The 21171-nt window shown below is 65.2% G+C and carries 17 protein-coding genes; 8 read left to right on the top strand and 9 right to left on the bottom strand.

Annotation, left to right across the window (positions count from 1 at the left end):
- Positions 1-20: 20 nt before the first annotated feature.
- From ACQHI0_RS17735 to ACQHI0_RS17715, 5 genes are all read right to left on the bottom strand, one after another.
- Positions 21-1058: a 2Fe-2S iron-sulfur cluster-binding protein gene (locus ACQHI0_RS17735; protein WP_427909037.1), complete on the bottom strand. Its 1038-nt coding sequence runs from the start codon at positions 1056-1058 to the stop codon at positions 21-23.
- Between the two features lie 2 nt (positions 1059-1060).
- Positions 1061-2722, bottom strand: a complete 1662-nt coding sequence (locus ACQHI0_RS17730) for a flavin-containing monooxygenase (RefSeq protein ID WP_427909036.1) — start codon at positions 2720-2722, stop codon at positions 1061-1063.
- Positions 2723-2801: 79 nt separating this feature from the next.
- Entirely contained in the window at positions 2802-3524 is a 723-nt protein-coding gene (locus ACQHI0_RS17725) for an SDR family NAD(P)-dependent oxidoreductase (protein WP_427909035.1), read from the bottom strand.
- Entirely contained in the window at positions 3508-4497 is a 990-nt protein-coding gene (locus ACQHI0_RS17720) for an alpha/beta hydrolase (RefSeq protein ID WP_427909034.1), read from the bottom strand. Before ACQHI0_RS17720 ends, ACQHI0_RS17725 begins: the two co-directional genes overlap by 17 nt.
- Before the next feature lie 104 nt (positions 4498-4601).
- Complete coding sequence (locus ACQHI0_RS17715) at positions 4602-5984, bottom strand: MFS transporter (RefSeq protein ID WP_427909033.1); 1383 nt, start codon at positions 5982-5984, stop codon at positions 4602-4604.
- A gap of 354 nt (positions 5985-6338) precedes the next feature.
- Between ACQHI0_RS17715 and ACQHI0_RS17710 the strand changes: the two genes are divergently transcribed.
- Complete coding sequence (locus tag ACQHI0_RS17710) at positions 6339-7367, top strand: TetR/AcrR family transcriptional regulator (RefSeq protein ID WP_427909032.1); 1029 nt, start codon at positions 6339-6341, stop codon at positions 7365-7367.
- A gap of 89 nt (positions 7368-7456) precedes the next feature.
- Here ACQHI0_RS17710 and ACQHI0_RS17705 read toward each other — a convergent pair whose 3' ends face one another.
- Positions 7457-8527, bottom strand: coding sequence for a Zn-dependent alcohol dehydrogenase (locus ACQHI0_RS17705; protein ID WP_427909031.1), 1071 nt, complete (start codon positions 8525-8527; stop codon positions 7457-7459).
- Positions 8528-9040: 513 nt separating this feature from the next.
- On the opposite strand from ACQHI0_RS17705, the gene ACQHI0_RS17700 reads away from it, so the two are divergent.
- The 7 genes from ACQHI0_RS17700 (at position 9041) to ACQHI0_RS17670 (ending at position 17717) form a co-directional block, all read left to right on the top strand.
- Complete coding sequence (locus ACQHI0_RS17700; RefSeq protein ID WP_427909030.1) at positions 9041-10075, top strand: Rieske 2Fe-2S domain-containing protein; 1035 nt, start codon at positions 9041-9043, stop codon at positions 10073-10075.
- Positions 10075-11232, top strand: a complete 1158-nt coding sequence (locus tag ACQHI0_RS17695; protein WP_427909029.1) for an acyl-CoA dehydrogenase family protein — start codon at positions 10075-10077, stop codon at positions 11230-11232. Before ACQHI0_RS17700 ends, ACQHI0_RS17695 begins: the two co-directional genes overlap by 1 nt.
- 9 nt (positions 11233-11241) lie before the next feature.
- Complete coding sequence (locus ACQHI0_RS17690) at positions 11242-12315, top strand: acyl-CoA dehydrogenase family protein (RefSeq protein WP_427909028.1); 1074 nt, start codon at positions 11242-11244, stop codon at positions 12313-12315.
- A gap of 2 nt (positions 12316-12317) precedes the next feature.
- Positions 12318-13127 (top strand): enoyl-CoA hydratase, encoded by an 810-nt coding sequence (locus tag ACQHI0_RS17685; protein WP_427909027.1) that lies wholly within the window; start codon positions 12318-12320, stop codon positions 13125-13127.
- On the top strand, positions 13124-14698 hold the full coding sequence (locus ACQHI0_RS17680) for a class I adenylate-forming enzyme family protein (protein WP_427909026.1): 1575 nt from the start codon (positions 13124-13126) through the stop codon (positions 14696-14698). The genes ACQHI0_RS17685 and ACQHI0_RS17680 overlap by 4 nt, the downstream gene beginning before the upstream one ends.
- A gap of 45 nt (positions 14699-14743) precedes the next feature.
- Positions 14744-16642 (top strand): NAD(P)/FAD-dependent oxidoreductase, encoded by a 1899-nt coding sequence (locus ACQHI0_RS17675; protein WP_427909025.1) that lies wholly within the window; start codon positions 14744-14746, stop codon positions 16640-16642.
- A gap of 154 nt (positions 16643-16796) precedes the next feature.
- Complete coding sequence (locus ACQHI0_RS17670; protein ID WP_427909024.1) at positions 16797-17717, top strand: TIGR03619 family F420-dependent LLM class oxidoreductase; 921 nt, start codon at positions 16797-16799, stop codon at positions 17715-17717.
- 453 nt (positions 17718-18170) lie between these two features.
- Here the strand turns inward: ACQHI0_RS17670 and ACQHI0_RS17665 are convergent, their stop codons facing one another.
- The 3 genes from ACQHI0_RS17665 to ACQHI0_RS17655 all read right to left on the bottom strand — a co-directional run bounded on the left by ACQHI0_RS17665 (position 18171) and on the right by ACQHI0_RS17655 (position 21128).
- The gene (locus tag ACQHI0_RS17665) at positions 18171-19613 is read right to left on the bottom strand and encodes an NAD(P)(+) transhydrogenase (Re/Si-specific) subunit beta (protein ID WP_427909023.1); all 1443 of its coding nucleotides are present in this window, start codon (positions 19611-19613) and stop codon (positions 18171-18173) included.
- Complete coding sequence (locus ACQHI0_RS17660; protein WP_427909022.1) at positions 19613-19945, bottom strand: NAD(P) transhydrogenase subunit alpha; 333 nt, start codon at positions 19943-19945, stop codon at positions 19613-19615. Before ACQHI0_RS17660 ends, ACQHI0_RS17665 begins: the two co-directional genes overlap by 1 nt.
- Before the next feature lie 73 nt (positions 19946-20018).
- On the bottom strand, positions 20019-21128 hold the full coding sequence (locus ACQHI0_RS17655) for a Re/Si-specific NAD(P)(+) transhydrogenase subunit alpha (RefSeq protein WP_427909021.1): 1110 nt from the start codon (positions 21126-21128) through the stop codon (positions 20019-20021).
- Positions 21129-21171: the final 43 nt, after the last annotated feature.

The following is a 21171-nucleotide window of genomic DNA, read 5'->3' as shown; positions in this document are numbered from 1 at the left end:
GTCACAGTCGAGTCGGGTTCTCAGAACTCGATTTCGATCGGTCCGGTATCAGGACGCGACTGGCACCCGAGTACGAGTCCGTCGGCGATATCGGCGGGATCCAAGATGTCCGAATTCTCCATCGCGACCGTGCCGGATATGACAGTGCATGCGCAGGACCCGCACTCGCCCGATCTGCAGGAGAACGGAACATCGACCCCGCGATCCAGCAGCGTATCGACGAGATTCCGGCCCGTCGGCCAGCCGAATTGGTGAGATTCGCCAGCCAAGTGAACGATCGTATCCACCACTGAGACCGAATGACCGCCCGAGATCGGCCCGGGCGCTGCGAAGGGGTCGCCCGAAATCGACACGAAGAGTTCCTGATGATGTCGTTCCTGCGCCACGCCCGACGTGCGAAGACCCGCACCCACCGTATTCATGAATGGTGCAGGGCCACATACGAAGACTTCGCATGATGAATCCTCCGCCACCAACTCGGCGATCGTGTCCTGCGTAGGAAAGCCATGGAGATCGTCGAGCCAGTAGTGCACTGCCAGTCGGTCTCCGAACTTGACGGCATAATCATCGAGCTCCTGGCGAAAGATTACCGAGTCGCTGTCGCGATTTGCGTAGAACAGCACCACCGAACAGTCAGATCGGAAGAGGGCGGTCTTCAGGATCGAGATGATCGGAGTGATGCCACTACCTGCCGCGAACAGGCATAGTTTCTCCTCGTAGCCCTCGGGAGTGAACCGGCCCGACGGGGGCAGGACAGTGATCGAGCTCCCGGGTGTCACGTTGTCACACAACCAGTTCGATCCGTATCCACCCGCTGTGCGCTTGACGGTTACCTTCAGATCGTCATCGACGTCGGGGGCGCTCGACAACGAATACGATCGAGCGATGTGTCCAGTGCGGTCACTCGGTATACGGACGGTCAGGAACTGCCCGGGCAGGTAGGTGAAGAGTTCACGAAATCTCTCCGGCTTCCGCAGCACGATCGACTTCGAATCCGAGGTTTCCTCGATAACATCGACAACGGTCAGTTCGTGCCCGATGATTCGCGATGTAATCACTGTCAGTCGCCTACCTGTGGCAGAGACACCCGCTGCTTCTTCTCGAATTCCGCGTACTCCTGATCGATGGCCTGGGTGCACCAGTTGGAGTACCGCTCGAATCCGCCGACATACATCAGCAGCGCTCGCGGCTTGCCGGGTATGTTCGCGCCTGTGTACCAGGAGTCGGTCTTCGCGTGCATTGTGCGTGCGGCGACAGCGTCCATTTCGGTGGCCCACTGATCTTCCTGCGCGGAGGTGGCATTGAAGCGGGAGATCTGATGATCCTCGAGGTAATCGATGGTCCGCAGGACCCAGTCGACCTGCCACTCGCCCGTGGTGATCATCTGTGCGAGGACCGACGGGCTACCGGGACCGTGCACCATGAACAGATTCGGGAAGTCGGCGGTCATCAGACCGAAGACAGTCTTCGGACCGTCGGCCCACCTGTCGGCGAGTCGTACTCCGTCGAGCCCGGTCGCGTTCAGCTTCAGCATCGAACCGGTCATCGCGTCGAAGCCGGTGGCAAAGATGATCACATCGAGCTCGTATTCGGAACCGGTTGTGCGAAGCCCTGATTCGGTAATCTCCTCGATAGGATTCGACCGAAGGTCGACCAGTTGCACGTTGGCCCGATTGAATGTCGTGTAGTAACCGGAATCCACGCAGATCCGCTTGCCGCCGATCGGATAGGTCTTCGGGCACAGAAGTTCGGCGGTCTCCGCGTCATCGACGACAGCCCGGATCTTGTTCCGCACGAACTCCGCGAGAATCGCATTCGCCTCCGGATCGGAGGAGGTGTCGGTGAACGTACGGATGAACTCGAGTCCGTTCCGGGCGTTCCACGCGCGCTCCATCACTTCTTCGCGCTCTTCTTCGGTGTAGCTGAAGATGGAGCGCTGCTCGGCGACATTGCTCATCAGAACGGCGCCGTGGGTGTTCAGCATTTCCTGGCGCCGCTGGGGGTAGTTGGTCTTCCAGTCGCGCTCGTACTCCGGATCCAGTTCCCGGTTGAACGAGGGGAGGCTGAAGTTCGGCGTCCGCTGGAAGACCGTGAGATGGTCGGCGGCCGCGGCCACCTCCGGGGTGAGCTGGATACCGGTGGAACCGGTGCCTATCAGGCCCACCCGCTTACCGGCCAACTCGACGCCGGCCTTGGGCCACCGCGAGGTGTGGTACGCCTCGCCGTGGAAGTTGTCCAGTCCGGGCCAGGCCGGGACGTTGGAGACGTCCAGGCTGCCGGTGGCCGCGATCACGTACTTGGCGACGAAGCGCTCGCCCGATGCGGTGCCGACGTGCCATTCGTCCGCGGCATCGTCGAATGTCAGCTCATCGACACGAGTTTCGAACCGGATGGCCTCGCGCAGGTCGAAGCGGTCGGCGACGTGGTTGGCGTAGGCCTCCAGGTCCGGCTGCGGGGAGAAGTGCTCCGACCACGACCACTCCTGCTGGAGGATCTCGTCGAAGGAGTACGAATACTGCATGCTCTCGATGTCGACGCGGGCGCCGGGGTAGCGGTTCCAGAACCAGGTGCCGCCGACGCCGTCGCCGGCCTCCAGGCAGACGACCCGTCGGCCCTGTTGGCGGAGACGGTGCAGCGCATACATTCCGCTGAATCCCGCGCCGATGACGACGACATCGAAGTGCTGGGCGGTGGGGTCGGCTGCCGGGGTAGAGGCGGACATGTTCCTCCAAAGATCGGATCTGCGTCAACCGCGTCTGGTGCGGTCGGCTGACGGGGGTCGGGTCGGGGAAGTGTGACCGCTACTCGAGCAGGGAGCCGCCGTCAGCGATGACATCGGTGCCGTTGACGAACGACGCGTCGTCCGAGGCGAGAAAGACCACGACGTTCGCGGTCTCGTCCGGGTCGGCCTGACGTTTCAGGCCGGTCGGGGCATCGGCGGCGGTCGTCGGCGACATGCCGGTCCGGATGTTGCCGGGGAGAACGGCATTCACCCGGATGTTGGACGGCGCGAGCTCGATCGCGGCGGTCCTCGTCAGTCCGCGCAGGGCCCACTTGGACATGCTGTACGCACCATGCGCCGGGTACGACGTGGTTCCGGCAAGCGACGAGACGTTCACGATCGCCCCGCCGCACCGGGCGCGCATGGCAGGAATGACGGCCTGGATGCCGAGAAACGGTCCGCGCAGGTTGACGTCGAGGACCTTGTCGAGATCGGCGACGGTCTCGTCCTCCAGCAGCTGCCTGCGATAGATCGCCGCATTGTTGACGAGGACGTCGAGCCCGCCGAACGTCGACGTCGCCACAGCAACGGCCTGCGCCCAGTCGGCTGGGGTCGTCACATCGAGGCGGGAGTAGACGACGGACGCACCGAGGTCGTCGGCGACGGCCTTTCCCTGATCGTCGAGGACGTCGCCGATCACGACCGAGCAGCCCTCGCGTGCCAGCGTCCGAACGATCTGCTCACCCTGCCCACGTGCGCCCCCGGTGACGATCGCGACCTTTCCTTCAAAGCGATTCGGCATGATTCTCCGATGTCAGTGTTGTGCTCGTGGCCGAGCTGTTCAGCGCTCGCCGGATGGCGGCTGTGTATTCGGCGTTGATCCGCCGGGAGATCGCCGCCTGGGGGAACACTCCCGACGATCCATGGAAGGTCCCGGGGAAGAGTTGCAGTTCGGTGGGCACACCGGCGCGCGTCAGTCGTTGTGCGTAGTCGATCCCCTCGTCGCGGAGGGGGTCGAACGAGGACACCGCGATGTAGGTCGGCGGCAACCCCGCGAGATCGCGTGCGCGCGCGGGGGCGGCATAGTGCGACGTCCGATGTCGGTCGGCGTCGACCCCGAGGTAGTGGCACCAACTGTCGATCGAATTCTGGCGGTTCCACAGCGGGGAGTCGGTGTACTCGGTCGCCGAGGCGGTGAGCAGGCGGTCGTCGAGAACGGGCGAGTCCAGCGCCTGGAAACACAGGGCGGGACCGCCGATTTCGCGTGCCGCGAGCGCGACCGCCGCAGCGAGTCCGGCACCGGCGCTGATCCCGGCGACGACGATTCTGGCCGGGTCGATCCCGAGGTCGTTGTCGCCGGCGAGCCAGGTCAGAGCAGCGAAGCAGTCGTTGAACGCTGTCGGGAACGGGTACTCGGGAGCGAGGCGATAGTTGACCGACACCACCACCGCGCCGAGGTCTGCAGCGAGCGCGGAGGGAACCCGGACATCGGTGCCTGCGTCGCCGAAGACGAACCCTCCGCCGTGGAAGTAGGCGATACCGGGGAGGGGCTGCTCGATCCGGCGTTCCGGCCGGAACACCACGACCTCGATGTCCGATCCGTCGGCTGCCGGTGCCGTCCGGCGTTCCACCGAGATATCCGCGGGCACGGCCGCCATCGGATCTTCCGCGCTCATCGAGCGAACGAGCGCGCGAGCCGCTTCGGCGTCGGAGACGTCGAGGCGCGGGAGGAATCCCAACATCGGCAGGTACTCGGGATCGACGGGGTACGACATCGATTCCTCCTTGTGCGATAGGCGTGAATGCCACCTGGTCGACCCTGACCGATCCGGCGTGGCGTGACCGCGGTCACTGTGACTGAGTCAACTGTAGCCATTGGCTACTTTTTCGTCAACCGCGAGAGGTGGGTCGACTCTCCGACCGGATCCGTGTTGGCGGACTCGATATCGCCTGTCATGAGTGTTGCCTCGGGCGCAGCGTTGCTGTTGCTGTTCGGCATGGTGGCGATCACCACGATGCCCAATAGGGCTGCGACGCCGACGACGCCGGAGGTGGCGTAGGAGTTCCCTGTCGTCTCCGTGAGTTTTCCCGCGAGGTAGGGCCCGGCCCCGCCGCCGATCGCCGAACCGAGACCGAATCCGATCGCCGCGCCGGTGTAGCGAACGGCGGCCGGGAAGGCCGAGGTGAGTGTCGCGTAGACAGGGACAGCGGAGGCGCCGGCCATGCCGACAAGGAGCATCTGGCCCAGCCCGGTGACGATCAGATTCCCGCCGGTCGCCTTCATGAGGTACATGATCGGAAACATCGCCACCAAGATGATGCCCAGCCCCAGGATCATGGTGTTCCGACGGCCGCTCCGGTCGATCATGAATCCGGCCGCGAATCCGATGGCGATGGCGAAGGTCGATGCAGCGGTGGCCAGCCAGGCGGTGGCGCCCGGGGTCATACCGACCTCCTGCTGGAGGAACAGCGGCATGTACGTCGGAACCACGTAACCGATCGCGAGAACCGATGTGCTGAGTGCGATCACGCGCAGCAATGTCACGGGGTACCGCGTGATGACCGAACGCAGCGGGGAGGACTGGACTTCGTGTTTGCCGGCGAGTTCCTTGAAATCGGGTGATTCCTCCAGTCGCGTACGCAGATACAGCACGTACAGCATCAGCGGTAGCGACATGAGGAGGGGAATGCGCCAACCCCAGTCGGCCATCGTCTCCTCCGACGACAGGGAGGTCGTGACGGCGACGACCAGTGGAGCGAGTGTGCCACCGAATGCGAACCCCACCGGGGTCATCGCGCTCAGGATGCCGTAGTTCCTGACAGATGCGTGCTCGGTGACGAACGTGGCCGAACCCATCTGCTCCCCGCCTGCGAAGAATCCCTGCAACAGGCGTGTGAGAACAAGAAGCGCAGGGGCCAGGATTCCGGCGACCGAGTGCGTCGGTAGCAGCCCCATCAGGATGGTGGCGCCACCCATGCCGGAGATGGTGAGGATCAGTGCGAATCGACGACCGTGACGGTCACCGATTCGCCCGAAGACGATGCCTCCTACCGGGCGGGCAAGGAATCCGGTGCCGAGGACCGCGAGCGAGCTCAGAATTCCAGCCGCCGGGTTGTCGCTGGGAAAGAACTCGGGGGACAGATAGGCGATGAGAAAAGTGAAAACCATAAAGTCATAGGCTTCGACGGCAGTTCCGAAGAAGCCGGTCATCGACGCCCTGCGCACCAGGTTCGGTGAAGGTGCGATCTCGGGTGAGCTCATATTTATCCTGTTCGATGTGATGACCGAGGGAATGCAGTGCTGAGGTCGAGTACTGGGTTCCGTTCATGAATCGATCCGACCCGCACGTAGCGGCAATGGCTTTCACGGACGCGACCGACAGGCGGTAGGCGTCAACACGGAGGCGCAGAAGTCGAGCGAAGGGACCCGCAGTCGGGTTGACGGATCACTCATCGGCTCGCAGTGACTGTTGTCACAGTAGCCAATGGCTACGCGTGCGTCAATAGGCGCGGCCGGTTCGCCTCGCGACCACGGGCGGAACGGGTGCGAACCGCAGCAGTCTCGGCCTCTCACTGTCGATTTCGGCTCCGGTGATCGTGATAGTGTTCGCGCGATATGGCAGCCCCTCGTGACCTCACCGAACGCCCTGACGACGTCTGGACCACGCCACAGGCGGCCGAGTTTCTCGGCATCAGCCGTCAGGCGATCAACAAGCGCGTCCAGAATCGGAAGATGCTCGGTTATCCGGGCGGCGGATCGACGTTGTTTCCGGTATGGCAGTTCGATGTGGAGAATCGCGGAATCCGTCCGGAGGTCCCCGAGTTTCTCGCGATGTTCGACGCGGATGTCGCACCGCACGCCATCGCCCGGTGGTCGATCACGAGAATCGACGAGTTCGCTCGCACGCCTGCTGAACTGTTGCTGTGTCCGGATACCACGGGGGATGCGCTTCGGTTGGCCGGTGACTACGTGGCCGACCCGGTCGAAGAGCACTCCGTACCGGATGCCGAGTCGAGTGTGCAGCGCGCGGACAAGGAGGTCGTCGAGTGGACACCGACTCGTGCGGGCTCGACCGGCGCGCAACAGGCCATTCTTCTCGCTGCCGCGGATCTCTTCTCGCGCAAAGGTCCGGCGAAGGTGACGTTACGGGAGATCGCCGCCGCGGCGGACGTGTCTTACGGCCTGATCTATCGGTTCTATCGAACGAAAGAGAACCTGTTGGTGGCGGTGATGGAGTTGCTCGTCACCTACGGCGGCGAGCGTCTGTCCGGTGAGGAAGACGCCTACGCCGCGATCGAGAACTCGTTCGGCGCCGATGTCGACGCGGGGCAGTTCGGCCGGATGCTGACGTGGTCGGTCTTTGAGGGAACTCGACCGGATCGCCTGCTCGGCGGAGTCCGTTCACGCGGCTATCGTTCGCAAATCGATGCATTGTGGGAGAACCCGGTCGAGCCGCAAGTGCGGGCAGAGTTCGATTCGAATGTGCTGGCGTCGCTGGTCGCCCTCGTCGGCTCGGTGTGGGATCTCTACGAGCCGTATCTCACCGAGCTCGCCGACAATCCAGATCGCAGTCGAGAAGACGTCCGGCAGGAAGTCACCGACATGCTCAAAGTCCTCGTTTACGCGACCCGGCCGAACAGGTAGGCGGCTCGGCACACCGGAGAAGCCGAAACACGCGGAAGGCCCGGGAGGGCTCTTATCCGCGTGTTGACCGGCGAACCGGGGCGTCGACGTCAGGAAGGCATCAGCAAGACTCCGCGGTCGAGCTTTCCGTTCTTCGCGTCGTCGATGAGGGACTCGAAGTCCTCCAGCTCATAGGTCTTGGTGACGAGTTCGTCGAGCAGGAGTCGGCCGGACCGGTACAGGTCGAGGTACTTGGGGATATCCGCGCCCGGTCGCGACGAACCGTAGCGGCAGCCCAGCACCGAGCGATCCATGTAGAAGGTGGTGGCCGGGACCGACAGCTTGGCCTCCGGTCCGGCGACACCGAGCATGATCAACTGCCCGCCCCAGTCGAGCATTTCCATCGCCTGGCTGGTGATCGCCTGGCCGCCGACGCAGTCGAAGACGTGATCGGCGCCGCCGTCGGTGAGTTCACGGACGGCGATGACGGTGTCGCCCGCGGTCGCATCGATGAAGTCGGTCGCGCCGAAGAGGCGCGTCTTCGACTCCTTGTCGGGGTTCGTGTCGATGGCGACGATCGTCGCCGCACCCGCGACTCGAGCGGCCTGAATGACGTTGAGTCCGATGCCGCCGGCGCCGATGACGACGACCGAGTCGCCAGGATCGACGCGGGCCCGGTTCAGCACTGCCCCGGCGCCGGTCAGCACCGCGCAGCCGATCAGGCACGCGGTCGACAGCGGAATATCCTTCGGGATCGACACCGCCTGCCCGGCCTGGACGACGATCCGTTCGCTGAAGGTCGAGAGCGCCGCGAAGTTGTGGATCGGGGTGCCGTCGAGGTCGAACGGGGTTGCCGTCTTCCCGAACGACGCACGGCACATCGTGGGATGTCCGGAGGTGCATGCGGCGCACTGGCCGCACGTCGCCAGTGTTGACAGCACCACGTGGTCGCCGACCGCGGGCATGGTGACGCCCGGCCCGACGGCCTCGACGATGCCCGCACCCTCGTGGCCGAGGATTACCGGGGACGGGAACGGGATCTTTCCGTTGACCACGCTCAGGTCGCTCTGGCACAGGCCGCTCGCGACGATACGGACCTGGACTTCGCCAGGGCCGGGGTCGCGGACGGAGACGCCGTCAACCAGCCTGTTGGCGGTGCCGTCGAAGACAATTGCTTTCACCCTTTGACCTCGCTGTTCTCAGAGAATCCGCCTCGCACAATGCGCGAAAGCGCAGCAAGTTGCGGTGGTAAATGAAGGGGGTTGATGAGGAAAAATCAGGCCGGCACTGTGGCCACCGTCTCAACGCTGGTGATGGTAGGGCCGGGGAGTGCCACCGTCAAGCTCCCCGGAGGTCGGCCGGCGTTCCACGCCGTGCAGGTTGCCGTAACGGCGCGGCCGTTCCGAAAAGTGGCTTCGACTCCGTCGAAATCCTTGTGACCTGTGGCGATGGTCGAACGCTCGCCCCGTTTGTTGACGCCTACGTAGCCACTGGCTACAGTGATGGCAGTCACGGTGTGCTGCCGCGCTGATCGGTGGACGTGGTCGAGGATCGCTTCGCCGAACTCGGGTGGAGCGTCGTGTCGGCGCACACCTGCCGGTTGCGATCCGTGAAAGCCCTTGTCGTAGAGCAGCTTCTGCGCAGTTTCCGAAAGTGCTGCTGTTGCAACAGTTCAGGAGGATGAAGTGTCACCAATGGCATTATCGATGAGGCCGACGGGGTGGTTCCAGCTCGGTTGGTCTGCCGACCTCGAAGCCGGCGACGTCAAACCGCTGCGCTACTTCGGTCATGACCTGGTCGCCTACCGCACCCAGAGCGGCCGCTTGGTGGTTCTGAACGCGTACTGCGAGCACCTCGGCGCCCACCTGGGGCACGGCGGCACCGTGTGCGGCGACGACATCCAGTGCCCGTTCCACGGCTGGCAGTGGAGTCCGGAAGGCCGCAATACCTGCATTCCGTACCAGAAGGCCACCAATCGGGTACGCAAGATCGGTACCTGGACCACCGCCGAGCGTGACGGAATCATGTACATCTGGCACGACGTCGAAGGCGGCGAGCCGCAGTACGACGTTCCCAGTATCTTCGAGCTCTTCCCCGACTCGGGCCCGGCGAGCGGTTACCACAACCTCGGTGAGGCCGGGCGCTTCGAGACCGCCGAGCTGGCGATCCACCCGCAGTACGCAGCCGAGAACGGCGTCGACTTCGCGCACTTCAAGTACGTGCACCGCGCCGACGAAATTCCGACCGTCGTCGCCCGGGAGTTCGGCGAGTACGACTTCCGGACGCAGCTGTCGCTGAACTTCAAGCGGCGCGGCGCCGACGGCGAGCTCGAGACCGTCGAAGGACGCACCTTCGCCTCGCTCCTCGGCCTCGGTCTGGGCTTCTCGTACGCCGACGGTGTCGGCGGCATCTGCTCGCTCACCGCGGTGACGCCCGTCGACGACGAGCACTCGATCCTGCGGTTCTCCGCGTGGGCCAGCAAGGAAGACGGGGAGGACGACTCGCGCGTGGCCAAGCGGCAGCGCAGTGCAATCGGACAAGTCAGGGCCGACATCGAGATCTGGGAGCATCAGCGCTACACCGAGCCGCCGGGCCTGGCGACCGCCGAAGCCGCAGGCTTCCGCGAAATCCGCAAGTGGGCTCGTCGCTTCTACCCCGAGGGTCACCTCGGCCACGGTGCCGCCGAGCAGACCGCAGGCACCGATGAACTACAGGCGGAATTCGCGTAATGAGACTGGCACTGACACCAGAGCACGAGGCGTGGCGCGCTGAGATCCGGGAGTTTCTCGACGCCGAGCTGCCCGAGGAGAACGCCTTCAATCCCGAGTTCGACGACGCCCCCGACCAGTGGACGATCGCCGTCGAGTTCAGCAAGAAGGTCGCAGCCAAGGGCTGGATCGGCCTCACCTGGCCGAAGGAGTACGGCGGCAAGGGACTGACGCCGATCCACAACCAGATCTTCCTCGAGGAGCTGTACGCCGCCGACGCACCGATGATCAACTCGGTCGGCATCTTCCTCGCTGCGGGCACCATCCTGGTCGGCGGCACCGAAGAGCAGAAGCAGCGTCTGCTGCCCGAGATCTCCAACATGGAGGTGCTGTGGGCCGAGGGCCTCACCGAGCCGAGTGCCGGTTCGGACCTCGGCTCCCTGCGGACCAAGGCGGTCCGCGAGGGCGATGAGTGGGTCATCACCGGCGAGAAGGCGTTCACCTCGTGGGGCCCGATGTCCGATGTCCTGTACGTCGCCGCGCGCACGGCAGCCGACGACACCGCTCGCGACGCCATCAGCATCTTCGTCGTCGATCTGAAGAACCCCGGCGTCACCCTGCACCCGATGCGCAATTACGGCGGCGGCGTCCAGTCGACCACCTTCCTCGACCATGTCCGCGTCCCGACGAAGAACCTCATCGGCGAAGAGGGCAAGGGCTGGTCGTACATCATGAAGGCCTTCTACGCATCGGGCACCGTCGAGCCGATCTACGCGATGCAGGAGTCGCGGTTGCGCGATCTGATCGCGCACTGCAAGGCGATCCCGGGCAAGCTCGACGACCCGCATGTGCAGGCCGACCTGGCCGTGCTCGCCGAGATCATCCAGACGCAGCGGCTACTGGCGTACGAGATCATCGGCGACAACGCGAACGGCAGGCGGACCCCGTGGGGCGGCGGCGTCCAGCAGGTCGCCGCCAAGGAGTACGAGCCGCTGTTCGCGCAGATCTACGACCGCGTCCTCGGTCCGACCAGCCAGTTGCGGTCGGAGTCGTCATTCGCGCCCCTCAACGGAAAGCCCGAGGCCTGGTATCGGCAGTCGTTCGCCAACCACGCCGGAGGAACGTCCCAACTCAAGCGGATGGTACTCGCGACGCGAGGCCTCGGCCTGCCGCGATAGGAGCAGATGATGGATTTGGCATGGGGAGAGGACTTCACCGTCCTCTCAGATGTGAGCAAGTCGGTCTTCGTGCGCTACTCGCCGCTCGAAGACCGGTCGAACAATGTTCCGTTCGCGGATCAGATTGCGCAGTTCGCCGAGCTCGGCTGGCTGCAACTCGGTGACCCAACCGGCGTCGACGCCGACAGTCCGTTGCTCGGGACGATCGCCGGCGTTTTCGTCGAGATGGGCCGTGCGCTGGCGGGCACACCGCTGCTCGACCTGATGACGGCGCGTGATGCCGCGCTGCTGAGCGGCACCGAGAAGGCCGCCGCGATCGCCGAGCGCATCGGTTGCGGCGAAGCCGTGGTGATCCCGGCCTTCCCGGCTGCCGATTGGGGATCGGTGGTGTCGTACGAGAACGGCGTCCTGCGCGGAACCGCACTCGCCGTCGGATACGCCGATCGCGCCGACAGCTTCCTCGTTCACGCAACCGGCAGTGAAAGCGTTGTGGCAGTGGTCGATTCGGCGGCCGCGAGAATCGAAGCGATGCCGAACATGGGGGAGTACCCGATGTTCGCGGTGACCTTCGACGACATACCCGTGGTCGACGACGCCGTGCTGGCACGCGGTGCCGACGCCGATCGCGCCGCCCTGGTCGCCGAGCAGCGGGCTGACGTCCTGCGCGCGGCGCAGGTCTACGGCGCCGGCCTGCGGCTGCTCGACATCACGGTCCTGTACGCGCAGCAGCGCCACCAGTTCGACGGGGCGATCGGCCGCTTCCAGGCGGTGCAGTACCTGTGCACCGACATCGCGATCGCCGCGCATCTGACCTCGGCGCACGCCCGGTCCGCGGCCGGCGCGATCGACGCCGGAATCGACCCGCAACCGTACCTCGGCCTGATGCGCAGGCAGGCGGCCAAAGCAGCACTGCAGATCGTCCACTCGGCACACGAGGTCCATGCCGGCATCGGGTACATGGTCGAGTCGAACGTGCACCTGTTCACCGACGCCGCGAAGCGCTGGCAATACGACTTCGGCTCGGCGGCGCGCAACGACGCCGAGATCGTGTCGGCCCTCGACCGGATCTACACGGGAGCATGACGATGAGCTACATCGACTACGAGGTGGACGGCGCCGTCGCCGTGATCATCCTCAACCGTCCGGACAAGCGCAACGCTCAGGACGAGTCCCTGCTGCGCGACCTCGACGCCCGCTGGCAGCAGGCCGCCGCCGACGACGCAGTCAAGGTGATCGTCGTGCGCGCCAACGGCGACCACTTCTCGTCGGGCCACGACCTCGAGACTCCAGCTCCGGGCTACTTCAGAGAGGGGAGGACAACCCTGGAGAGCGCCTACGGGTGGGAGAACGAGTACTACCTCGGCTTCTCCCGCAAGTGGCGCGACGTACCGAAGCCATCGATCGCGGCGGTCCAGGGCGCCTGCGTGGCCGGTGCGCTCAACGTGATCTGGCCCTGTGACCTGATCATCGCGGCCGACAACGCCTACTTCAGCGACCCGGTCGTGAAGTTCGGTGTCGGCGGCGTCGAGTACCACGCGCATACGTGGGAGCTCGGTGCCCGACGGGCCAAGGAGATGCTGTTCACGGCCCGAAAGTTCACCGCGGCAGAGGCATTCGACGCCGGCATGGTGAACCGGGTGGTCCCGCTCGGCGAGCTCGAAGCGCGGACGATGGAACTGGCGCACGAGATCTCGGAGATGGACGCGTGGGGACTGGCCACGGCCAAGCGCGCCGTCAACCAGACCCTCGACGTCATGGGCCAGCATGCTGCGATGCAGTCGGCATTCGACATCCACTGGCACGGACACGCGAACGCGCTGCTTCGCACCGGTTACCCACTCTTGACACCAGGCCCGCTTCCGTCGGAGGCAAGTAGGAAGGCGGAGAACTCGTGAACTCGGATATCGCGCCGAACGACGCGAGGTCCCTGTGGGATCTGCTGGCGTTGCGCGCCAACGCCACCGGCGACGCCGTCGCCGTCATCGACGAGTTCGACCGGCGTCTGACCTTCACTGAGGTCGTCTCCGCTGCTGAACGTGCCGCGGCAGGGCTGCTGACTCGCGGCATCGAGCCCGGTTCCACGGTGAGCTGGCAGCTGCCCACCCGAATCGAAACCATCGTGCTCAGCCTGGCGCTGTCGCGTCTCGGCGTGACCCAGAATCCCATCATTCCGCTCTACCGGGCACGCGAGGTCAAGGCCATGACCGAGCAGTGCGCATCGGAATGGCTGATCACCCTGCCCGAGTTCCGCGGGTTCGACCATGAGGCGATGGCCGATGATCTGCGTGCGGCGAGCGGTGAACGCCTCGAACTGCTGATCGTCTCCGATGAGCTGCCCGACGGTGACCCGGCCACGCTTCCCGCCGCGCCGCTCGGCCTCGACGAGGTGCGCTGGATCTACACCACCTCCGGCACAACCTCGGCACCCAAGGGCGTCTGCCACACCGACGGCACGCTCATCGCCGGCGGCATCGCGCTCGCGGATGCGATCGGCGCCACCGCCGACGACGTCGGAACCATCCTGTCCCCGTACGCCCACATCGCCGGCCCCGACCTGCTGATCGCATCGCTCACCAGCGGCATGTCGCTGGTGGTCATGGAGATCTACGAGCCGGTCGCCGCCGTGGAGCTGATGCGCCGGACGGGGGTGACCATCACCGGCGGATCTACCCCGCATTACGCCCTTCTGCTCGGGGAACAGCGGAAGAATCCGAGCACCCCCGTGGTTCCGACTCTGCGCATGGTGACCGGCGGCGGAGCGCCGATGCCGGAGAAGCTGTTCCGGGACGTGCGCGCCGAGGTCGGCATTCCGATTCTGCACGCCTACGGCATGACCGAGTGCCCGATGATCACCTCGGCGCGGATGAGCGACAGTGTCGAACAGCTGGCCACTACCTCGGGACGTCCCGTCCTGGGATGCGAGGTGCAGATCCGCTCCGAGGAAGACGATGTGCTGTCGTCCGGCGAGGTCGGCCGAGTATGGCTGCGCGGCCCGATGCTGTTCAAGCACTACCGCGCCGACGGCGAGATCGTGCGCCCCTTCGACGCCGACGGCTGGATGTTCACCGGTGACACCGGAAAGCTCGAGGCGGATGGGCACCTGGTCCTGGTCGGCCGGGAGAAGGACCTGATCATCCGCAAGGGCGAGTCGATCAGTCCAGTCGAGATCGAAGAGGTGCTGGCGAAGCACTCCGCGGTCGCCGACGTCGCCGTCATCGGTTTGCCCGACGACCGGTCGGGCGAGCGCATCTGTGCAGTGCTTCAGCTGCGCGACGGCGCGGCCGACGTCGACGTCGACGAGATCCGGGCCTATTGCCGCAATGCCGGTATCTCGCCGGCGAAGTTTCCCGAAGAAGTCGTGATCGTCTCGGAGATGCCGAAGACGCCGACGATGAAGATCCGCAAGCAGAACCTTCGGCAGTCCGTCATCGACCAGCGGGTTGGGTCCGGTGCTGCCGCTGAGTGACACGTGCCCGAATTCCGCCGTTAGATTCGAGAATTGGAAGTTTCGATGCCAGGACGTAGCTACATAGAGCGCGCCGTCGAGTGCGCCGATACGAACGCGTTGCGGATGGCGCTGTATCAGGCGACCCGTGACGCGGACATCGCCGCGATCACCCCCCAACGCGTCTTCGGCCCGGTCGCGGACACCGTCGAGTTCTCTGCCGACGATATCGCGCTCATCCGGGCGAAAGCCGTCGAATACTTGCTCACCGAACCCGACGAGGCCGAGCTGCCGATCCCGTCACGTGACGAGATCGTCGAACTGCTCCAGATGGCCGAAGCCCGCAAGTTGGGGCCCGACGACCTGATCATGCGCCACCACATCCCGGCCTTCGCCGACATGCCCTTCCAGGCGCACTGGACCGGCGAGAAGGCGATCCCGGAGGGTTACCACGTCGCGATCGTCGGTGCGGGATTCGCCGGCGTCGCCATGGGTGTGCAGCTGGCTCAGCTCGGCATCCCGTTCACGGTGTACGAGCGTCGTGCCGAGGTCGGCGGGGTGTGGAGTATCAACACCTACCCCGACGTCCGCGTCGACACGCTGAGCTTTACCTACGAGTACGCGTTCGAGAAGAAGTATCCGTGGACCGAATACTTCGCCCGTCAGTCGGATGTCCGTGCCTACATCGATCACGTGGCACACAAGTACGGCGTCTACGAGAACATTCAGTTCGGCTCCGATGTCCAGGCGGCCCGCTTCGACGAAACGACACACCGCTGGACTCTGACCGTGTGCGGCGAGGACTCCGTCGCCGACGTCGAGGCGAATGTGGTGGTCGCCGCCAGCGGTGTGTTCGCGACTCCGCGGGACCTGCCGGTGGAGGGCGTCTCCGGATTCACCGGACAGACCGTGCACACCACCGAGTGGAGCGACGACGTCGAGTACGCGGGAAAGAAGGTCGCCATTATCGGCAACGGATCGACCGGAGTCCAGCTCCTGTCGAAGGTGGCCGAAAAGGCGGAGTCGGTGGTGGTGTATCAGCGCACGCCGCAGTGGATCTCGCCGCGCGCCAACTACGGTATGCCGATCGCCGACGAGCTCCAGTGGCTGATTCAGGAGATGCCCTTCTACTGGAACTGGAACAAGTACGTCGCCGGACTGAGCACGATCGATCTGCGGAACGCGCTCATGCCGGATGCGGAGTGGATCGCGAAGGGCGGCGACGTCAGCGAGCGCAACGACATGCTGCGCGAGATCTTGGTCGGCTACATCTCCAGCCAGGTCGACGGTCGACACGACCTCATCGAACAGCTCGTCCCGGACTACCCGCCGATGACTCGGCGTCCGGTGGTCGACAACAACTGGTATGCCTCGTTGACCAGGAACAACGTCGAGCTCGTCACGACTCCGATCGACCGGATGACCGACACCGCGATCGTCACTGCCGACGGCGAAGCCCGCGACGCGGACCTGGTCATCGCCGCGGTCGGCTTCCAGACGGAGAAGTACATCTGGCCGACGCAGTACTTCGGCATCGGCGGTGTGACTCTGGAGGATGTCTGGACCGTCCAGGGCGCGCAGGCGCATCTAGGCATGACCGTTCCGGGATTCCCGAACATGTTCATGCTCTACGGCCCCAACTCGCAGCCGGTGGCAAGCGGATCGGGACTGCCCACGTGGTTCGAGATCTGGACCCGCTACATCGCCGAAGGCATCGCCGGCATGCTCGAAAACGGTCGTTCGTCGATGGTCATTCGCCAGGACGCGTTCGACGACTACAACGACCAGCTGCACGAGGAAGCCAAGAAGCTCATCTACCTGTCGCCGAGCACCGCGACAGGGAAGAACTACTATGTCAACGAGTTCGGTCGGCTGCAGATGAACGCACCGTGGAGCGGCGAGAAGTTCTACGAATTGTGCGCGAGCCCCGATGAGTCGCACTTCGAGTTCACACACGCACACTAATACGTCCTCTCCGATGAGCGGAGCGAGCCGAAACGGTCAGTGCCGGTGCTGGATCTGAGATCAGCATCAACGGTCCAGCGTTCGGCTCGCTCCGCTCACGCGGTGACAGGGGTGCAGACCCGCCCTCCGATTCGATAGACGAAGGACGACCGACGTGAAGTTCACGCTGGAGTATCCAGGCGATGTCGCCCAAGCGGATGCCCGATTCCTGGAGGGCGTCGTACTCGCCCGCATCAGTCGCGAGGCGCAGGATCATGGCTTCGAAACGCTGTGTCTGGCCGACCATCCGGCACCGTCCGCCAAGTGGTTCGCTGCCGGCGGGCACGATAGCCTCGAACCGGCGGTCGCGCTGGCGTACGCGGCGGCGGCCACCACGTCGCTGACCCTGATGACCAACCTGTACGTGCTGCCGTTCCGCAACCCATATCTCGCCGCCAAAGCGTTGACCACGCTGGACATCCTCTCGGACGGCCGTCTCGTCGTGGGTGTCGGGGCGGGATACCTGCGGTCGGAGTTCGCCGCGCTGGGCGTGAACTTCGACGACCGCGCCAAGCTGCTCGACGAGGGCATCGACGCCTTGCGCCGCATCTGGCTCTCGCCCACGGCACCGGTAGTGGGGGAGGGGTTCGGCGGAACCGGTGAGATGCGGCTGCACGCTCCCGTGCAGAAGCCTCATCCGCCGCTGTGGATCGGCGGCAACAGCCGTGCGGCGATCCGGCGGGTGGTGGTCTCAGGTCAGGGCTGGTGTCCGGTCATCGGACCCGCGCAGATGGCATCGTCCATTCGGACGACGTCGATCGAGGATCTCGACGATCTGCGTCGCGCGGTGGGGCGTCTGCGGACCGAACTGCTTCGCGTCGAACGCGACCCGGCGCAGATCTCGATTCAGGTGGCGGCGCCGCCGGTCGATATTGCAGATCCCCGCTCAGTGCGACGGTTCGCCGAGCACGCCGATGAGCTCAGCGAGATCGGCGTTACACATCTGTGTGTGCACGCCGACGCCCGGTCGGTAGACGCGGTGTCGGACTACCTCTGCGGCTTCGGGGAACTGATCATCGGAACCTGGCCGAGCTGACGCCCGAGACGATTGCGCCGACCGGTCGGCGGCTTCGACGAGACGATCGTCTTCCACTACGTCGGCGGCATGACCGTGCGCGTCATCGCATTACACCTCGAAAGACCCTGGCACCGAGCGTTCGCACGAGCCGATCTGAATGATCACCGCCGTTCCGCCCCGCCGGGCCCAGGGTGCCTCGCGCCTCCGACCGATCGGTCGATCAGATGTGGCAGCTGGCCGAATGGCCCACCAGCACAACCGAACCCACCGACCACTGGCTGGTCCACACTGCCCGCCGACACCACGATCGATGATCTCGTCTGCCTCGCGAAACGTCGCTGGCGGACCCAGAACGCCGGTGGGCAGGGCCGACCGTCGACGGCATCGTCCGCGACATCCAACGCGCACTCGCCATCTGGATCGGCACCTGCCCACTGTGCCATCACAGCTATCCGACCGAACAAAGTCCGGCTAGAGGGCCTTGAGCTCCGCGGTGACCTCGGAGACCATCTTCTTGGCGTCACCGAACAACATCGAGGTGGTGTCCGCGAAGAACAGGGGGTTGTCGATGCCGGCGTAGCCCGAGGACATCGACCGTTTGAGGACGATGACGGAGCGGGCCTCGTCGACGTTGAGGATCGGCATGCCGTGGATCGGGCTGCTGGGATCGTTGCGCGCGGCGGGGTTGGTCACGTCGTTGGCGCCGATGACGATGGCGACGTCGGTGCGGGAGAACTCACCGTTGATGTCATCCATCTCCTTCATGGCGTCGTACTCGACATCCGCCTCGGCGAGCAGCACATTCATGTGCCCGGGCATCCGGCCGGCCACCGGGTGGATCGCGTACTTGACCTCGACGCCCCTCGCCTCGAGCAGCGATGCCATCTCCTTGACCGCGTGCTGCGCCTGAGCGACGGCGAGACCGTAGCCGGGGACAACGATGACCTGGTTGGCGTACGCCATCTGGATCGCCGTGTCCGAGGCGGAGGCCGCCTTGACTGTGCCGCCCGCGTCTCCGCCGGGACCGCCGTCACCGGAGTCACCGGCACCGAAGGAGCCGAAGGAGCCGAAGACGATCGCGGGGATGGACCGGTTCATGGCTTTGGCCATCAGATTGGTCAGGATGGTGCCCGACGCGCCGACGATCATGCCCGCGACGATCATCGCCTGGTTGTTCAGCGCCAGGCCCGCGGCCGCGGCGGACAGACCGGTGAGCGCGTTGAGCAGCGAGATGACGACGGGCATGTCGGCGCCACCGATCGGTAGCACGACGAACAGACCCATCAGCCCCGCCACGACGAGCAGCCCGATGATCCACAGCGACGAGGTCGGGTCGTTGGCGGGATCCGCCTTGACACCGATGTACACCGCGATGACGATCGCGAGGACCGCCAGGGCGATGTTCGCGAGCTGGAACGCCTTGGCACCGGAGACGAACTTGCGCTCGAGGTTCTTGTTCAGCAGCTCCTGGAGCTTCGAGAACGCGACCAGCGATCCCCAGAACGAGACCGAGCCGACGATCGCGGCGAACAGCGAGCCGACGACGACGGGCGCGGTCGGCACGTCGGCAAGGGTCGTGAAACCGTCGGAGTCGAGGAACTCGGCCCACGCGATGAGCGCGACGGTGCCGCCGCCCACGCCGTTGAACAGCGCGACGAGCTGCGGCATCGCCGTCATCTTCGTCTTCAGCGCAGGCGGGACGCCGAGGACCACACCGACCAGCAGACCGCCTGCGATGAGGGCCCAGTTGTCGGTGTCGCGGATGTCGATCAGGACGGCGACGATCGCGATCAGCATGCCGACAGCGGCGATGTAGTTGCCACGGACCGCGGTCCTCGGGCCGGTCAGGCCGGACAGGCCGTAGATGAACATCGCGAATGCGACGATGTACAGGATCGAGACGAGATAGCCCATCAGGCGTCAGCCCCCTTCTTCTCGGCCGCCTTCTGAGCGCCCTTCTTGGATTTGAACATCGACAGCATGCGGTCGGTGACGACGAAGCCGCCGACGACGTTCAGGGTGCCGAACACCAGCGCGACGAACAGGATGATCTCGACGCTCCACGGCGCGTCGCCGGGCAGGTGGCCGAGCACCACCAGCGCGCCGAGCACGACGATGCCGTGGATGGCGTTGGTGCCCGACATCAGCGGCGTGTGCAGGGTGTTGGGCACCTTGGAGATGACGGCGAAGCCCACGAATCCGGCCAGGACCAGGATCGCGATGTTGGCCAACAGTTCGGTGTACATCAGGCAACCTCGGCAGTAGTCGGATCGGAGGCGTTGAGCTGCGAGAACTCGGGAATCTCGGTTCCGTGCGACATCACACCACCACCGGCTGTCGGGTGACGCACGCGGCGGCGAGCACCTCATCGTCGAAGTCCGGTGCGAGCGCGCCGCTTTCGTCGAGCATCAACTCGATGAGGGCGTACAGGTTCTTGGAGTACAGCTCGCTCGAGTGCTCCGGCATGGTGGCCGGGAGGTTCAGCGGGGAGCAGATCGTCACGCCGTGCGCGACGACGGTCTGACCCGGTTCGGTGAGCTCGCAGTTGCCGCCGGTCTCACCGGCCATGTCGACGATCACGCTGCCGGGCTTCATGCCCTCGACCGCGGCGGCGGTGACCAGGCGCGGTGCGGGGCGACCCGGCACGAGCGCGGTGGTGATCACGACGTCGAAGCCCTTGATGGCGTCTTCGAGGGCCTTCTGCTGCTGGGCTTTCTCCTCGTCGGTGAGTTCGCGGGCGTACCCACCCTCACCGGCGGCGTCGATACCCAGGTCGAGCCACTGCGCACCGACCGAGCGCACCTGATCGGCGACCTCGGGACGCACGTCGTAACCGGTGGTCCGCCCACCGAGGCGCTTGGCCGTGGCGAGGGCCTGCAGACCGGCGACACCGACACCGAGCACCAGCACGGTGGCCGGCTTCACGGTGCCCGCGGCGGTGGTGAGCATCGGGAAGAACCGGGTCGACTCCGACGCGGCGAGCAGCACGGCCTTATAACCGGCCACGTTCGCCTGCGAGGACAGCGCGTCCATCACCTGCGCGCGCGAGATACGCGGAATCGCCTCGACGGCGAAAGCCTGCACACCGGCCGACTTCAGCGCGCCGATCTGATTCTCGGCATTGCGCGGCGCCAGGAAACCGATCATGGTCTGCCCGGAGGACAGCTTGGCCACCTCGGCATCGCTGGGCGGGGCGACCTTGACGACAACGTCGGCGGACCACGCGTCACCGATCGCCGCGCCGGCTTCCTTGTACGACTCGTCCGGGATGCGGGAACCGAGCCCGGCACCAGTCTCGACGATCACGTCGACGCCCTTGCCGATCAACGACGCGACCATCTTGGGAACCAGCGCGACCCGTCGTTCAGCGTCGTTCGTCTCCCGAACGACGCCGACACGACAGGTCGACTGATGTGGACTAGTGCTCAACCTGTTCTGCCTTTCTACATGGAGTGCCTGGTGCTGGGCAGAA

Origin of the sequence: Nocardia sp. FBN12 (genome assembly GCF_050320175.1) — a bacterium.
In the GTDB taxonomy this organism is placed as follows: Bacteria; Actinomycetota; Actinomycetes; order Mycobacteriales; family Mycobacteriaceae; genus Nocardia.
This window is presented reverse-complemented; position numbering and strand designations above follow the sequence as displayed.

What these genes read in the sequence shown, in the direction of transcription:
- ACQHI0_RS17730 (WP_427909036.1), bottom strand. Translation starts at nt 2,722, where the DNA reads ATGTCCGCCTCTACCCCGGCAGCCGACCCCACCGCCCAGCACTTCGAT.
- ACQHI0_RS17725 (WP_427909035.1), bottom strand. Translation starts at nt 3,524, where the DNA reads ATGCCGAATCGCTTTGAAGGAAAGGTCGCGATCGTCACCGGGGGCGCA.
- ACQHI0_RS17720 (WP_427909034.1), bottom strand. Translation starts at nt 4,497, where the DNA reads ATGTCGTACCCCGTCGATCCCGAGTACCTGCCGATGTTGGGATTCCTC.
- ACQHI0_RS17715 (WP_427909033.1), bottom strand. Translation starts at nt 5,984, where the DNA reads ATGAGCTCACCCGAGATCGCACCTTCACCGAACCTGGTGCGCAGGGCG.
- ACQHI0_RS17710 (WP_427909032.1), top strand. Translation starts at nt 6,339, where the DNA reads ATGGCAGCCCCTCGTGACCTCACCGAACGCCCTGACGACGTCTGGACC.
- ACQHI0_RS17700 (WP_427909030.1), top strand. Translation starts at nt 9,041, where the DNA reads ATGGCATTATCGATGAGGCCGACGGGGTGGTTCCAGCTCGGTTGGTCT.
- ACQHI0_RS17695 (WP_427909029.1), top strand. Translation starts at nt 10,075, where the DNA reads ATGAGACTGGCACTGACACCAGAGCACGAGGCGTGGCGCGCTGAGATC.
- ACQHI0_RS17690 (WP_427909028.1), top strand. Translation starts at nt 11,242, where the DNA reads ATGGATTTGGCATGGGGAGAGGACTTCACCGTCCTCTCAGATGTGAGC.
- ACQHI0_RS17685 (WP_427909027.1), top strand. Translation starts at nt 12,318, where the DNA reads ATGAGCTACATCGACTACGAGGTGGACGGCGCCGTCGCCGTGATCATC.
- ACQHI0_RS17675 (WP_427909025.1), top strand. Translation starts at nt 14,744, where the DNA reads ATGCCAGGACGTAGCTACATAGAGCGCGCCGTCGAGTGCGCCGATACG.
- ACQHI0_RS17665 (WP_427909023.1), bottom strand. Translation starts at nt 19,613, where the DNA reads ATGGGCTATCTCGTCTCGATCCTGTACATCGTCGCATTCGCGATGTTC.
- ACQHI0_RS17660 (WP_427909022.1), bottom strand. Translation starts at nt 19,945, where the DNA reads ATGTACACCGAACTGTTGGCCAACATCGCGATCCTGGTCCTGGCCGGA.